The following is a 14,150-nucleotide window of genomic DNA, read 5'->3' as shown; positions in this document are numbered from 1 at the left end:
TGTGACGCACGGTGAGGATTGCTCGGTTCTGTACCGTCCCGGCCCCTGTCCGGGGATCACTATGTCGCCATGTCGCTAGCCGACGGCCGTTCCCGTCACCTCTTCCAGGACCTCCCCCAGCACCCGCGCCGCCCGCTCCGCGTCCGCGAAGCCGACGTACAGCGGGGTGAAGCCGAAGCGGAGCACGTCCGGGTGCCGGAAGTCGCCGACCACGCCCCGCGCGATCAGCCGTCGCATCACCTCCCCGGCGTCGGAGCAGCGCAGCGCGATCTGGCTGCCGCGCTCCTCGTGGGCCACCGGGGTCACGCACTCCACGCGGCCCGCCGGGACGTACGCCTCGACGCACTCCAGGAAGAAGTCCGTCAGGGCAAGGGACTTGGCGCGTACCGCCGCCACCGGCACCCCCTCCCACACCTCCAGCGCCGCCTCCAGGGCAAGCATGGAAAGGATGTCCGGGGTGCCGACGCGACCGCGTACCGCCCCGCCCGCCGGTTCGTACGCCGGGCGCATCCCGAAGGGCTCCGCATGCGAGTTCCAGCCGGGGAGCGGGGAGTCGAAGCGGTCCTGCAGCTCCCGTCGGACATACAGGTACGCCGGTGAACCCGGGCCGCCGTTCAGGTACTTGTAGGTGCAGCCGACCGCCAGGTCGACCCCGTGCTCGTCGAGGCCCACCGGCAGCGCGCCCGCACTGTGGCACAGGTCCCAGACGGACACGGCCCCGGCCGCGTGGACCGCGGCGGTGAGGCCGGGCAGGTCGTGGAGGCGTCCGGTGCGGTAGTCGACATGGTTGAGGAGTACGGCGGCGGTGCGGTCACCCAGCGCACCGGGGACCTCGGCCGGCGTGACCGGGCGCAGGGTGCGGCCCGTCAGCCGGGCGGCCGACTCGGCGATGTAGCCGTCCGTCGGGAAGGTCGTCGCGTCGACCAGGATCTCGTCGCGGTCCTCCCCCGCCAGCCGTACCGCACCCACAAGTACCTTGAAGACGTTGACACTTGTCGAGTCGCCGACCACGATCTGGCCGGCCGCCGCGCCGATCAGCGGGGCGATCAGGTCGCCGATCCGCTCCGGCGCCGTCCACCAGCCGCTCTCGTCCCAGGACCGGATCCGCAGCTCGCCCCACTGCCGCCGGACGACGTCCTCGACACGGCCGGGGACGTGCGCGGGCAGGGCGCCCAGCGAATTGCCGTCCAGGTAGACGCCCGCGACGTCGGCCGCGTGATCGGACACCGTGTCGAGGACGAAGCGCGCGCGCACCCCGGCCAGCTCGTCCTCGGCGTCCAGCTTCTCCGCCCTCAGGGCCCGCTCAGACATGGGACCTCGCCGTCCACAGCTCCGGGAACACGTTCTTGCGGGCGCGCTTCTCCAGCCAGGCGACCCCGGCCGAGCCGCCGGTGCCGGCCTTGGCGCCCATCGCGCGGCGGGTGGCGACCAGGTGGTCGTTGCGCCAGCGCCAGACGAGCTCGGCGACGTCGGTCAGGGCCTCGCCGAGGCGGGCGAGGTCGGCGTCCTCGGCGCCGGAGTAGACGGCGGTCCAGGCGGCCTCGACGGCCTCGGAAGGTGCATAGGGCAGTGATATGTCACGTTCCACCACCACCGCGTCCGGGATCGCATACCCCCGCCGCCCCAGCACCCGCACCACCTCGTCGTACAGGCTCGGCTCGTGCAGCGCCTTCTCCAGTTCCGCGTGCACACGGGGCGCACCGCGGTGCGGGACCAGCATGGACGCGGACTTCTCGCCGAGCAGGAACTCCATCCGCCGGTACATCGCCGACTGGAAGCCGGAGCCCTCGCCGAGGGCGGACCGGTAGGAGTTGAACTGGGCCGGGGTGAGCTGGCCGAGCGGCCGCCAGGAGGCGTTCAGCGCCTCCAGCTCGCGGACGGAACGCTTCAGCGCGGCGATCGCGGTGGGGATGTCGTCCCCGCGCAGGGCCGCCGCGGCCGTCTCCCACTCGTGGACGATGACGGTGAACCACAGCTCCATCACCTGGGTCGTGACCAGGAAGACCATCTCTCCGGGATCGTCGGAGAGGGTGTGCTGGAGGTGGGTGAGCACGTCCGCCTTGACGTAGTCCTCGTACGGCGTCGTGCCGGCGAAGTCGAGATGCGGGGTCTCGGGCTCGTTGGTTTCGAGAGCCTCATGGGACATCGCTGTCTCCTGCTGTACTCCGGGTAGCGGTCCGCCCCTGCCGATGCCGACACGGGGGCCCCGGTCCCCACCGGCATCTTCCGCAACGTAACCCGGATACGGCAAGGCCCGCCCGTCGGGAGCCCCCGTCCGGCGGTCACCACTCAGCCGCGGACCGTCCGCCCCCGGTACAGCCGTCCGGACACACCCTCGAACGCCAGGTCGAGCCCGACTCCGTCGCGTTCCGCGTGCAGGTGCAGGTGGGGCTCGGTGCTGTTACCGCTGTTGCCGACCTCGCCGAGCACCTGCCCGGCCCGGACCGTGTCGCCTTCCCTCACCGTCACCGAGCCGGGGCGCAGGTGGGCCAGTTTCACGATCTCCCGGCCGGTGTCGAGGAACACGTGGTTGCCGTACGGCGGCTGGTAGCGGATCTCCCCCGGGCGCTGGTCGGGGATGCCGTCGGCGGCAGAGACCACCGTGCCGTCGCAGGGGGACCTGACCGGCTGCCCGTAGGCGGCGTACGCCGTCGGTTCGCGGCCGGGCCGGGTACGGGTGCCGTACCGGCCGAGCGCGACCAGGTCGAGGGCGGCGCGTTGCTCCGGCACCCGGGCGTGGTGGTTCACCGCCGGGCCGCCGCCCTGTACGACGTACCAGGCGCCCTCCAGCGGGAACCGCAGCGGCCGGGAGAGCGGGGCGGGCCTGCGGTGCAGCCGGGCGGCGGTGACCAGCCACCCGGCACCCGCGAGCAGGACGAGCCCGACGGCGAGTCCGGACAGGCCGGCTCCGGCCGGCAGCCCCGGCAGCCGCCAGGCCGAGGCGAGGGCGGCCACCGCGCCCGCCTCGACCGCCCGTCTGAGCGGACGGGGTTGCATCGCCGGTGCGCCGCAGCCCTCGACGACCACGTAGAACGCGGCGAGGACGGCCAGGTCGGCGGTCCAGGCGGTGCGATCGCCGGCCGTCCAGAGGATCAGGACGTTCCAGGCGGCGACCAGGACGAGGACGACCGTCCAGGCGAGGCGTGCGGGCAGCCGGCGCCCGGACGGGGTGTAGCGGGAACCCTCGATGCGCAGGGCGGTGAGCTCGCCGCCGGGGGCCGTCTGGGCCCAGGCCCGCACCCGGCCCGTGCTGCCGGACACGATGAGCCCGTCCGGGCCGTCCGTGACGGTGCCGAACTCGCCGATCCGGGCGTTCGTGGCGTGCACGATCCGCTCCAGCGCCGGGATGCCGACCGCCGCCGTCACCCGCGGGGCGAGCCGGGGCCACTGCTCCGGGTCCGCGGTGAGAAAGCGGGCCAGGGCGTCGGCCTCCGCCGGCTGCCCGCGGGGCATCGGATCATGCACGTGCGCTCCCCCCTGCCGTCACGCCTGCCGTCGCCCTGCCCCCACGCCGGCCGTCCCCCTGCCGTCGCCCTGCCCTCACGCCGGCCGTCCCCCTGCCCTCACGCCTGCCGTCACGCCGACGGTCGCCGACGGACCGGGCGGTCTGGAAGACGACGGGACGCGGGGTGAGGTTCTCTGCGGTGGCAGACTTGCGCCATGACGACGCACACGAACCTGCTCGGCGGCCCGGAGCCGACGTATCTGCCGGAGAACGAAGAGGCGTACCGCCTGCTGAGCGAGGAGTCGCTGGCTCCCGTTGAGGTGGCGGCGAAGTTCCCGACCTTCTCGCTGGCCTGGGCGCTGCTCGCCGACGAGGCGTTCGAGCGCGGCGCGGTCGTCGAGTCGTACGCCTACGCGCGCACCGGCTACCACCGCGGCCTTGACGCCCTGCGCCGCGCCGGGTGGAAGGGGCACGGCCCCGTTCCCTGGGAGCACCGGGCCAACCGGGGCTTCCTGCGCTGCCTCGCCGGGCTCGCCCGCGCCGCCGGTGAGATCGGCGAGAAGGACGAGAACGAGCGCTGCTGGCAGTTCCTGAAGGACAGCAGCGCGGAGGCGTACACCGAGCTGCACGGTTAGCCACGGACAGCCACGGGCGGCAGGGCGGTTCAGGTTCCGGGGCACCCGGCAGCCGTCCAGGCGGCGTACTCCTGGCGGACGTAGAGCAGGCGCCTGCGGGCGAGCGTGATCGCGTCGGGGTGGTACGGGCCGGCCACCAGGCCGGGATGGCGGCGGTCGTACCGGACCAGTTGCTCGGCGGTCTCCGCGGCGGCCGCGGCCGGCCCGGAGCCGCCGCCCAGGGCCATCCGGTCCATGAGGGCAGCCCTGCGCAGCAGCCAGGCCCGTTCGGCGGCCGTCGTGTCGACGTCGGCCGGGGTGCGGGTGCCGGGCCCGGCCCGGCGGCCGTCGCGCTCCGCCCCGAGCGCGAGCAGCCGGTGCATCTCGCGGCGCAGGTCGGGCGCGTCCGCGTAGGCGCGGGGGCCGGTGCCGCAGCGTCGGCACGGCACCGTGCCGTGGCCGGGCTCGCCGCGACCGCCCTGATCGCCGTGACCGCCGTGACCGCCCTGATCGAGGGCCGATGGATGCGCCGTGGACCGCATGGGAATCCCGACCCGTCCCGGGCAGTCGTCGACAGGGCACGGCCTGTGGGTCGCGAAGGCCCACTCGCGGGGTCGTCCGCCCCGGTGTCGCGACTCGCTCGGGGCGGTCATGCCGAACACCTCAGGCAGGCGCGGACCTCGCGGCCGCCGCGGGTCTGGTGGACCTCGGTCGACTGGGCGAGGTACTGGACGATGCCGGTGCCGCGGCCGTGCTCGTCGGGAGCCGCGTCGCGGTGCCGGCGCTCCACCGTCATGCCGGAGTCGGTGACCACGATGTGCAGGGTGCCGTGGTCGAGGACGAGCGACAGGGTCATGCGCTCACGGCCGTACTGGGCGGCGTTGGCGGCGAGTTCGTCCACGATGAGAACGGCGGAGTCCCGCTCGTTCGCGGGCACGCTCCAGGTCTCCAGCAGGTCGGCCGCGAAGTGACGGGCGGCGGGGACATGCGCCTCCTGCGCGGGCAGGGTCAGCAGCGCCTGGTAGCGGCAGGGCTCGCCGGGCAGTGAACTCGGGCGGGGCGAATCGGTCACGAACATGGTCTTCTGGCTCTTCCGTGGAGGTGCGGAGACCGGGATGGGGAGTGACCTCCGACGGTGTCGGGAGGGTCGGTGTTCCGGTCCTGCGGTGGCGCGCTCATTCAGTTCCACGGACGGCACATGTCCAACGGTTCGAGCCGTTCGCGCCTTTTGTGACCAATTTCGCGAGCTTCGACGGAGGCCTGCGGCATCGGCAGGGGTGCCGTGCCCTGGGCGACGACTCCACAACCGATTCCGCTAGGAGTTCCTTGCCGTCCGGGCCCGGTAGGCCGCGACCGTCGTCCGGCTCGCGCACGCGTTGGAGCAGAACCGGCGCGTCCGATTCCGTGACTGGTCCACGAAGTGGTTTCCGCACCCGGCCGCGGCGCACCGCCCCAGCGTCACCGCCGGATCCCCGGCCACGACCAGGGCGAGCTTGGCGGCGATCAGCTGGCCGACCCAGCGCCGGGCCGGGGTGCCGTTGCGGCTGAAGTGGACGTGCCAGCCGCCGAGTCCGTCATGGTCGGACAGGTGCGTTTCCGGCGGGTAGTCGCGCAGCAGGCGGTGCACGGCTTCGGGGGCGGCACCGTCGACCGACTGCGCCAAGGCCGTGCGCACGATGTCCGGCAACTCGCCGTGGTCACCGCCCGGCGGCGGAACGACCTCGTGCTCCGCGAAGAACGCGGCGACCAGTTCGCCATGCTGGTCGAGGGTCCCGGTATGGGCCGGCTCGACGGCCAACCGCGTCACGTTCCCAAGTTGTGCTCCGCGGTTCACGGGCACCCCGACAAGACCAGGACCGTCCCCCGCAAGCCCGAGAAGACTGCGATCACGAAGCCTGAAAGTCACCGACCGGTCACTTGTCAGCTGATCCGCCGCTCGTCAACGGCACTCCCGGCAGCGGCAGCGGCCACGACCACGACGCCTCACGACCGGATGGTGACGAGTTTCTGGCCGTCGCCCGCGACGATCTCGAAGTGCTGGATGGCCCCCGGGGACATGTCGACCGCCCCTTGGACCGTGGTGCCCGGAGGGTATTCACCCGCCCGCCAGGTGGCGCCGTCCGCCCTCGCGCCGCCGGGCCCGACGGCCTGGAGCCGGCAGGTGATTCCGGCGGGCGCCCCCTTGGCGTGGACCTGGAGGACGCTCCCCCAGGCGGCGGGGTAGACCCGCACCGAGGCGGTGACGCCGGTGGCGGGGTCGCTGCCGGAGAACGTGCGCGAGGCGGTCGGCGCGGTCGCACCGGGCGGCGTCGCCTGACTGGTCACGGTTCCGACCGTGGCCAGCCACGTGCCGCCGGCCGCCGCCGCGACGAACGCCAGGGAGGCGGCGGCGCCCGCCAGTTGCAGGCGGCGGCTCCTGCGCCGCCGGACCGCGGCCCGCTGGAGCAGGCTCTCCAGCACCCCCGTCTGCGGTGCCCGCGGCGGCGCCGCGGCCGGTGCGGGCGAGGAGAGCTGTGCGCTCTCGGCCGCCTGGGCCACCAGCCGGTCGGCCAGGTCGCCGTCGGCCGCCGGCATCGGCCCGCCCGCGGCCTCGGCCTCGGCCGCGGTCACCGTCGCCAGCAGCGCGGGCAGCCCCGCCAGCCGGGCGTGTTCGGCCCGGCACTCGTCGCACTCCGCGAGGTGGACCCGTACCCGTTCCGTCTCCGCGGGGGCCAGTGTGCCCAGGACGTATCCACCCAGCGCCAGCCGCAGGGTGTCATGCTCCGCACCCACGGTCACCACCTCCCGCACATCACGGTCACGGCTCGATCCCCCGCTCCTGGAGCGCCAGCCGCAGGGCGTGCAGGGCGTAGTACGTGCGCGACTTCACGGTGCCCAGCGGAATGCCCAGCACCTGTGCGGCCTCCGCCATGGTCCGCCCCCGGTAGTAGGTCTCCAGCAGCACCGCGCGGTGATCCGGGGACAGCGCCCGCAGGGCGTCGGCAACCGCCCAGCTCTGCAGTGCCTGCTCGATCTCGTCCTCGCCCGGCGTCTGCTCGGCGACCCGCTCCAGCACCTCGCCGCCCGCCTCGGCCGGCCGGGCCCGCCGGGCCCGGTGGGCGTCGATGACCAGATGCCGGGCGACCGTGCACAGCCAGGCGCGGGCCGGGCCGCGTGCGGGCTCGAACGCCGCGGGGTGCTGCCACGCCCGCAGCAGGGTCTCCTGGACCACGTCCTCCGCCCATTGCCGATCTCCCGATGTCAGTCGCAGCACGTAGTGGAACAGGGGCCCTGCGTGCTCCGCGTACAGAGTGCGCAGCAGCTCCTCGTCCGCGGTCGAAAGCGCTCCTCTACCGGAGACACGGCGCGCGGACCGATCCGGATCGACCCTTGGGTCACGCTTTCGGAAACTCCGAGGCATAAGTCGATGATCGCCCACATGTAGTTCTTTGTCCTGTAACGCAGAGCACGGTGCGGACAGCTCTCCGCATCGGCGCGAAGAAATTCCGGAAAAGTGCATATATACCGAACCGTCTGACCGCTGCCGTCCGTGGAGCCGGACAGGAACCGACCCACGCGAGCAAAGGACGGATCAGACGTGAACCGGACACACCACCCCCCGAACTCCCGCGCCCGAGACCGACGATCACGCGCCGCGGCCGGGCTGGCCCTGGCCGCCATCGGCACGCTGGGGCTGCTCAGCGCGTGCGGCGGGCCGCCGCACTCCTCGTCGATGCCCACCATGAACATGCCCATGAGCCGCCCGAGCACGGGCAGGTCGGTCAGCGGGACCGCCGTCGCGATCAAGAACTTCGCCTTCGCGCCGGCCACGCTGAAGGTGCCGGTGGGTACGACGGTGACCTGGACCAACCAGGACACCGAGGCCCACACCGTCACCAGCACCGAAGCGGGCGGTCCGCTGCACTCCGCCGCCCTGGGCACCCACGCCTCCTACAGCCACACGTTCACCAGGCCCGGCACCTACGCCTACCTCTGCACCATCCATCCGTTCATGACCGCCACCGTGGAGGTGACCCGATGACCGCCTACGACGGCTACGACGCCTACGACGGCCACGACGAATCCGGTGAGCCGCCCGAACCCGCCACGGAACACGGCATGACGCGTCGCCAGCTCATGCGGCACGCCGGGTGGTTCGGCGGTGCGGTGGTGCTGACCGTGGCCGGCGGGGAGGTGGTCAGCCAGATCGCCGGCTCCCGGGGCTCCACCGCCGAAGCCGCCACGGGTGCCACGGGCACCACGGGCGCCGCCGGTGCCACCGACGCCGCCGCGGCGGGCAGCGGCACGCTGCGGTTCGTGCAGGTCTCCGACAGCCACATCGGCTTCCAGGGCCCGGCGAACACGGACGTGGCCGGCTCCTTCACCGAGGCGGTCCACCAGGTCAACTCGCTCGGTTTCCGGCCGGACTTCGTCATGCACAGCGGCGACCTCACCCACCTGTCCACGGCCGGGCAGTTCGACCAGGTCAAGCAGATGATGTCCGGGCTGAGGACGGACCGGGTCTTCACCGTGCCGGGCGAGCACGACTCCATCGGGGATGCGGGCCGCGCCTACCGGCGGGCCTTCGGCGCGGGCACGCTCGGCGACGGCTGGTACAGCTTCGACACCCACGGCGTGCACTTCATCGCCCTGGTCAACACCCTGAGCCTGGAGAAGCTCGGCCACCTCGGCAACAGCCAGATCGACTTCGTCCGCAAGGACCTCGCCGGGCTGTCCTCGGACACCCCCGTCGTGGTCTTCAGCCACATCCCGCTGTTCGCCATGTACCCGAAGTGGGGCTGGAGCACCGACGACGCCCTCAAGGTCATCGCCCTGCTGCGCCGCTTCTCCTCCGTCACCTGCCTCAACGGGCACGTCCACCAGCTGTTCACCAAGACCGAGGGCAACATCACCTTCCACTCCGCCACCACCACCGCCTACCCGCTGCCCAGACCGGGCCGTGCCCCCGCCCCCACCCCGCAGGTCGTCCCCGCCCGGCAGCTCAAGGAGGCGCTCGGCATCCGCAGCGTCGGCTACCGCCGGGGCGACCGCGAACTGGCCGTCAAGGACGAGAGGCTGGCATGAACCACCGAAGACTCCTCGCCCCCGCCCTGCGGTGGGCGACCGCCGCGACCCTCGCCGCCGGCGGATACGTCCACGCCCAGCTGTACGTCGACGGGTACCGCTACGTCCACGTCATCGGCCCCCTGTTCCTCCTCCAGGCCGGCGCTTCCTTCGCCCTCGCGGTCCTGCTGGCGGCGGGGACGCCGCCCCTGCTGCTGCGGGCCGCCGCGGCCGGCGTCGCACTCGGCGCCCTGGGCGGCTTCGCGGCCTCGCGCACGGTCGGCGTCTTCGGCTTCACCGAGCGCGGTCTGCAGCCCGCACCGCAGGCCGGCCTCAGCCTCCTCGCCGAGACCGGCACGCTGGTGTTCCTCGCGGCCTGGCAGCTGGCCTCGACCGCGGCCGGACGGCAGGAGGCACCTTCCATGCCCCTGGAACCACGCCCGGGAAGCGCCTGGCCGAGCCCGCGGCTGCGCGAACTGAGGGACACCGTGCGCGTCCTGCTCGGCCTGGACGACGACACCGCCGTCGTCATCCGCCAGCTCGGCCGGGACGCACCCGGCCGCCCGAGGCTGGAGACCGTCGTCGAGGTACTGCCCATGGACGGCGGCCGGGCCCACCGCTGGACACTCGACCGCCCCGCCGACCGGATCACCGAGCACGACCTGCGGACGGCCCTGCTCGGCAGGCGGGGCCAGGGCCTGTCCTAGGGCCGGCCCTTCGCCTCGATCGGCGGCGAGGTCACGTTCCCGTGGGTGCGGCACTCCGGGCGGGCGCAGCCCGGGGCCGGCCGGCGGACCATGGCGAAGGCCAGGGCCGAACCGACCACCAGGACACCGGCGCAGATGGGCATGGCCCGGTCGAACGCGGCGTCGAACGCTGAGGGCGACCGGTACGCCTCCGGGCCCATCCCGGCGAGCAGCGGCAGCGCCGCCACCGCGATCAGGCTGGCGGCGCGGGCCGCCGCGTTGTTGATACCGCTCGCGATGCCCGCACGGGCCGTGTCCACGGAGGCGAGGACGGAGGCGGTGAGCGGGGCCACCAGGGTGACCATGCCGACGCCCTGCACCAGGACCGCCGGGAGGACGTCGGTCAGGTAGTCCGCGTGTTCGCCGACGCGCAGCATCAGGAGCATCGCGGCGGCGCACAGCAGCGGGCCCACCGTGAGCGGGATGCGCGGGCCGATCCGGTCGGCCAGGGCACCCGAGCGGGCCGAGAAGAGCAGCATCAGGGCCGTCGTCGGCAGCAGGGCCGTGCCGGCGGCCAGGGCCGAGTAGCCCGCCACCACCTGGAGTTGGAGCGCGGTGAGGAAGAAGTAGCCGCCGAACGCGCCGTACACGCACAGGGTGACGATGTTCAGTGCCGTGAACTGGCGGGACGCGAAGATGTCCAGCGGGAGCATCGGGTCCTGGCGGCGTTTCTCGACGTACACGAAGGCCACGCCGGCCGCGACGCCCGCGACGGCGAGCAGCGAGGTGGTCCCGGCCTCGATCAGGGCGAAGGTCACGAGGCCCAGCGCGAGCGCACCCAGTACGGCGCCGAGCACGTCGAAGCGGCCGTGGGCCCTGCCGTCGGCGGACTCGGGGACGTGCCGCAGGGCGACGGGGACGCAGAGCAGGGCCAGCGGGACGTTGAGGAGGAAGACCCAGCGCCAGCCGGGACCGTCCACCAGCCAGCCGCCCAGGAACGGTCCGATCGCCGCGCCGATGCCGCCGAAGCCGGACCAGAGGCCGACCGCGCGGGCCCGGTCGTCGGGGTGGAAGGAGGCCTGGATGAGGGCCAGCGAGCCGGGGGTGAGGAGGGCGCCGCCGATGCCCTGGAGGGCGCGGGCGCCGATCAGGACGGCGTCGGTCGGGGCCAGGCCGCACATCAGGGAGGCCGCCGCGAACCAGACGACCCCGATCACGAAGATCTTCCGGCGGCCGTACTGGTCGCCGAGCGAGCCGCCGAGCAGGATCAGGCCGGCCAGCGTCAGCATGTACGCGTTGATCGTCCACTGGAGCGCGGACAGGCTCGCGTCCAGGTCGTCGCCGATGCGGGGCAGGGCGACGTTGACGACCGTCGAGTCCAGCAGCGCCATGCTGGAGCCGAGGACGGTGGTGAGCAGGATCCACTTGCCCTGGGGTGAGGCGATCCGGACGTCGGGCATGGTTCCAGGTATACAGCGGACCCGGCGCCGTAGACAGACGAACGCCGGGTCCTGACCGTAATGCGGCTTACTTGATCTTGTTGCCCGCCGAGCGCAGGTTCTGCGTGGCCTCGACGACACGCGCGGCCATGCCGGCCTCGGCCAGCTTGCCCCAGGTGCGCGGGTCGTAGGTCTTCTTGGAGCCAACCTCGCCGTCGACCTTCAGGACGCCGTCGTAGTTCTTGAACATGTGGTCGGCGACCGGACGGGTGAAGGCGTACTGGGTGTCGGTGTCGAGGTTCATCTTCACGACGCCGTTCTCCAGCGCGGTGCGGATCTCCTGCTCGGTGGAGCCGGAGCCGCCGTGGAAGACGAAGTCGAACGGCGACTGCTTGCCGAACTTGGCGGCCACGCCGTCGGCCAGTTCCTTCAGCAGGTCGGGGCGGAGCACGACGTTGCCCGGCTTGTACACGCCATGCACGTTGCCGAAGGAGGCGGCGAGCAGGTAGCGGCCCTTCTCGCCGAGGCCGAGCGCCTCGGCCGTGCGGATCGCGTCCTCGACGGTCGTGTACAGCGAGTCGTTGATCTCGTGGGAGACGCCGTCCTCCTCGCCACCGGTCGGGGTGATCTCGACCTCGAGGATGATGTTGGCGCGGCGGGCCTGCTCCAGGAGCTCCTGCGCGATGGCCAGGTTGTCGGCGAGGGTCTCGGCGGAGCCGTCCCACATGTGCGACTGGAAGAGCGGGTTGCGGCCGTTCTTCACCCGCTCCTCGGAGATCGCGAGCAGCGGACGGACGTACCCGTCGAGCTTGTCCTTCGGGCAGTGGTCCGTGTGCAGCGCGATGTTCACCGGGTACTTCTCGGCGACGATGTGCGCGAACTCGGCGAGCGCCACCGAACCGGTGACCATGTCCTTCTTGTACTGGCCGCCCAGGAACTCGGCCCCACCCGTGGAGATCTGGACGATGCCGTCGCTCTCCGACTCCGCGAAGCCGCGCAGCGCCGCGTGCAGGGTCTGACTTGAGGTGACGTTGATGGCCGGGTAGGCGAACTTGCCTGCCTTCGCCCGGTCGAGCATCTCGTTGTAGACCTCGGGGGTTGCGATGGGCATTGTCCGCTCCTTGAGTGTGCGGGTCGGCGTACTGCTGCTTTTCCTACGGCCCTGACCTAGACCTTGGGGGCGACGTCATCGTCGTCCCCATCTTTCCAGACATGAACCGATGCTCCACGCGCCGGTCAAATCCGGGTCAATCCCAGTCGTCAACCCGCTGTTCAGTCCAGTCCCAGTTCATCCTTCGAGAAGGCGAACAGGTACGGCACCCCGGCGCCCTCCTGGATCTTCTCGGCGGCGCCGGTGGCGCGGTCCACGATGGTGGCGACGCCGACGACCTCGGCACCGGCCTCACGCACGGCCTCCACGGCGGTGAGCGGGGAGCCGCCGGTGGTGGAGGTGTCCTCGACGACCAGGACGCGCCGGCCCTTGATCTCCGGCCCCTCCACCCTTCGCTGCATGCCGTGCGCCTTCGCCGCCTTGCGCACGACGAAGGCGTCGAGACGCTTTCCGCGGGCGGCGGCCGCGTGCAGCATGGCGCCGGCCACCGGGTCGGCGCCCATGGTGAGCCCGCCGACGGCGTCGTACTCCAGGTCGGCGGTCAGGTCCAGCAGCACCTGGCCGACCAGCGGGGCGGCCTCGCCGTCGAGGGTGACGCGGCGGAGGTCGACGTAGTAGTCGGCCTCCAGCCCCGACGACAGGGTCACCCTGCCGTGCACCACGGCCTTGTCCTTGATCTGTTGCAGCAGCTCAGCACGTACGTCGCTCATGCCGACCAGCTTAGAGGCGGCGCCAGGTCCAGGTGGTGGCGGCTTCCAGGGGCTCGATGGGCGTGACGAGGCGGGGCAGGGTGTTCAGCCCGTTGGGCGGGCCGGTCTGCGGCTCCACGCAGACCGCCTCCACCTGCTCGTCGTAGACCACGACCCACTGCTCGCGGCTGGTGACCTTCAGCTGCAGCTGCTCCGGCCAGGTGAGGGTGACGTCGACTCCGTCGGGCATGCCGAAGCAGTCGTCCCAGGGGCCGGGCTGCGGGGCGATGCGGTTGCCGGTGGGCAGGTGGTCGTCGCCGCGCTCCTCCTGCCAGGCGGGGGCGAAGTCCACCTGGACGTCCTGGGCGTCCTGGCCGCCGAGGTTGCGGTTGAACCAGGGGTGCCAGCCGATCTGCGCCGGGAAGGAGTCGTCGTACGTCTCCACGGACATCGTCAGCGTCAGCGAGTCCTCGGCGAGCTGCACGACGTGGGTGACGCGGGCGGGGTGCGGCCAGGGGGCGCCGAGTTCGCGCGTGATGACGGCCTCGGTCGCCGAGACCCGCGCGGTGCGCCAGGCGCCGTCGCGGGCGGTGCCGTGGATGGCGTGCGGCGGGGAGTTGAGGGGCATCTGGACGACGGTGGCGCCGTCGAGGAAACGGCCGTCCCTGATCCGGCCGCACCAGGGAACCATCGGGAAGCAGCCGAAACGGTCGCCCTGCCGGAGAAGTTCGAGGGAGCCGACCTCGAGTCCGGCGATCCGGCCGCCGTTGCCGGGGTGCAGGTGGAGGGTGGCGTCGCCTGCGGTCAGCGTGATGTCTTCGTTACTCACGGGACGAGAGTAGTGGGGGCGCGCCTCGGGTTTCGGGTGCGGGTGGGTGGGGGCTTGTCGCGCAGTTCCCTGCGCCCCTGAAAGACAGGGGCTTGGCCGCGGGCAGCCGCTCCTGCGCGGGCCGGTGGGGGTTGCCCGCGCAGTTCCCCGCGCCCCCGAAAGACAGGGGCTTGGCCGCGGGCAGCCGCTCCGCCGCAGGCCGGTGGGGGTTGCCCGCGCAGTTCCCCGCGCCCCCGAAAGACAGGGGCTTGGCCGCGGGCAGCCGCTCCGCCGCAGGCCGGTGGGGGTTGCCGT

General features: G+C 72.6%; 16 protein-coding genes. 4 read left to right on the top strand and 12 right to left on the bottom strand.

What is annotated here, in order from left to right:
• Window positions 1–75 precede the first annotated feature (75 nt).
• The 3 genes from kynU to ACIQVL_RS18465 all read right to left on the bottom strand — a co-directional run bounded on the left by kynU (window position 76) and on the right by ACIQVL_RS18465 (window position 3,465).
• On the bottom strand, window positions 76–1,311 hold the full coding sequence (kynU, locus tag ACIQVL_RS18475; protein WP_403475805.1) for a kynureninase: 1,236 nt from the start codon (window positions 1,309–1,311) through the stop codon (window positions 76–78).
• A complete protein-coding gene (locus ACIQVL_RS18470; protein ID WP_403439828.1) occupies window positions 1,304–2,146 on the bottom strand; it encodes a tryptophan 2,3-dioxygenase family protein in 843 nt (280 codons plus the stop codon). Before ACIQVL_RS18470 ends, kynU begins: the two co-directional genes overlap by 8 nt.
• 143 nt (window positions 2,147–2,289) lie before the next feature.
• A complete protein-coding gene (locus tag ACIQVL_RS18465) occupies window positions 2,290–3,465 on the bottom strand; it encodes a M23 family metallopeptidase (RefSeq protein WP_403475804.1) in 1,176 nt (391 codons plus the stop codon).
• 195 nt (window positions 3,466–3,660) lie between these two features.
• Here ACIQVL_RS18465 and ACIQVL_RS18460 point away from each other — a divergent pair, with 195 nt between their 5' ends.
• Window positions 3,661–4,080, top strand: a complete 420-nt coding sequence (locus tag ACIQVL_RS18460; RefSeq protein ID WP_403439825.1) for a DUF3151 domain-containing protein — start codon at window positions 3,661–3,663, stop codon at window positions 4,078–4,080.
• Between the two features lie 29 nt (window positions 4,081–4,109).
• Here ACIQVL_RS18460 and ACIQVL_RS18455 read toward each other — a convergent pair whose 3' ends face one another.
• The 5 genes from ACIQVL_RS18455 to ACIQVL_RS18435 all read right to left on the bottom strand — a co-directional run bounded on the left by ACIQVL_RS18455 (window position 4,110) and on the right by ACIQVL_RS18435 (window position 7,459).
• Window positions 4,110–4,601 carry a hypothetical protein gene (locus ACIQVL_RS18455; protein ID WP_403439823.1) on the bottom strand — a complete coding sequence of 164 codons (492 nt, stop codon included), beginning with the start codon at window positions 4,599–4,601 and terminating at the stop codon, window positions 4,110–4,112.
• Between the two features lie 107 nt (window positions 4,602–4,708).
• A complete protein-coding gene (locus tag ACIQVL_RS18450; RefSeq protein WP_403439821.1) occupies window positions 4,709–5,137 on the bottom strand; it encodes an ATP-binding protein in 429 nt (142 codons plus the stop codon).
• Between the two features lie 237 nt (window positions 5,138–5,374).
• On the bottom strand, window positions 5,375–5,866 hold the full coding sequence (locus ACIQVL_RS18445; RefSeq protein WP_403475803.1) for a CGNR zinc finger domain-containing protein: 492 nt from the start codon (window positions 5,864–5,866) through the stop codon (window positions 5,375–5,377).
• A 176-nt stretch (window positions 5,867–6,042) separates the two neighbouring features.
• Window positions 6,043–6,831 carry a zf-HC2 domain-containing protein gene (locus tag ACIQVL_RS18440; RefSeq protein ID WP_403439817.1) on the bottom strand — a complete coding sequence of 263 codons (789 nt, stop codon included), beginning with the start codon at window positions 6,829–6,831 and terminating at the stop codon, window positions 6,043–6,045.
• A gap of 25 nt (window positions 6,832–6,856) precedes the next feature.
• Window positions 6,857–7,459 carry a sigma-70 family RNA polymerase sigma factor gene (locus tag ACIQVL_RS18435; protein WP_403439815.1) on the bottom strand — a complete coding sequence of 201 codons (603 nt, stop codon included), beginning with the start codon at window positions 7,457–7,459 and terminating at the stop codon, window positions 6,857–6,859.
• A gap of 177 nt (window positions 7,460–7,636) precedes the next feature.
• Between ACIQVL_RS18435 and ACIQVL_RS18430 the strand changes: the two genes are divergently transcribed.
• Genes ACIQVL_RS18430 through ACIQVL_RS18420 form a run of 3 tightly spaced genes read left to right on the top strand, consistent with a single transcriptional unit; the run spans window position 7,637 to window position 9,809 of the window.
• On the top strand, window positions 7,637–8,080 hold the full coding sequence (locus ACIQVL_RS18430; RefSeq protein WP_403475802.1) for a cupredoxin family copper-binding protein: 444 nt from the start codon (window positions 7,637–7,639) through the stop codon (window positions 8,078–8,080).
• Window positions 8,077–9,123: a metallophosphoesterase family protein gene (locus tag ACIQVL_RS18425; RefSeq protein ID WP_403475801.1), complete on the top strand. Its 1,047-nt coding sequence runs from the start codon at window positions 8,077–8,079 to the stop codon at window positions 9,121–9,123. Before ACIQVL_RS18430 ends, ACIQVL_RS18425 begins: the two co-directional genes overlap by 4 nt.
• The gene (locus ACIQVL_RS18420; RefSeq protein WP_403475800.1) at window positions 9,120–9,809 is read left to right on the top strand and encodes a hypothetical protein; all 690 of its coding nucleotides are present in this window, start codon (window positions 9,120–9,122) and stop codon (window positions 9,807–9,809) included. The genes ACIQVL_RS18425 and ACIQVL_RS18420 overlap by 4 nt, the downstream gene beginning before the upstream one ends.
• Here the strand turns inward: ACIQVL_RS18420 and ACIQVL_RS18415 are convergent.
• From ACIQVL_RS18415 to ACIQVL_RS18400, 4 genes are all read right to left on the bottom strand, one after another.
• The gene (locus ACIQVL_RS18415) at window positions 9,806–11,248 is read right to left on the bottom strand and encodes an MFS transporter (protein WP_403439807.1); all 1,443 of its coding nucleotides are present in this window, start codon (window positions 11,246–11,248) and stop codon (window positions 9,806–9,808) included. The genes ACIQVL_RS18420 and ACIQVL_RS18415 overlap by 4 nt on opposite strands.
• A 67-nt stretch (window positions 11,249–11,315) precedes the next feature.
• On the bottom strand, window positions 11,316–12,338 hold the full coding sequence (fbaA, locus tag ACIQVL_RS18410; protein WP_403439805.1) for a class II fructose-bisphosphate aldolase: 1,023 nt from the start codon (window positions 12,336–12,338) through the stop codon (window positions 11,316–11,318).
• A 161-nt stretch (window positions 12,339–12,499) separates the two neighbouring features.
• A complete protein-coding gene (gene pyrE, locus ACIQVL_RS18405) occupies window positions 12,500–13,048 on the bottom strand; it encodes an orotate phosphoribosyltransferase (RefSeq protein ID WP_403439803.1) in 549 nt (182 codons plus the stop codon).
• Between the two features lie 10 nt (window positions 13,049–13,058).
• Window positions 13,059–13,856, bottom strand: a complete 798-nt coding sequence (locus ACIQVL_RS18400) for an aldose 1-epimerase (protein ID WP_403475799.1) — start codon at window positions 13,854–13,856, stop codon at window positions 13,059–13,061.
• Window positions 13,857–14,150: the final 294 nt, after the last annotated feature.

This window comes from Streptomyces sp. NPDC090499, assembly GCF_044769305.1.
Taxonomy (GTDB): Bacteria; Actinomycetota; Actinomycetes; order Streptomycetales; family Streptomycetaceae; genus Streptomyces.
This window is presented reverse-complemented; position numbering and strand designations above follow the sequence as displayed.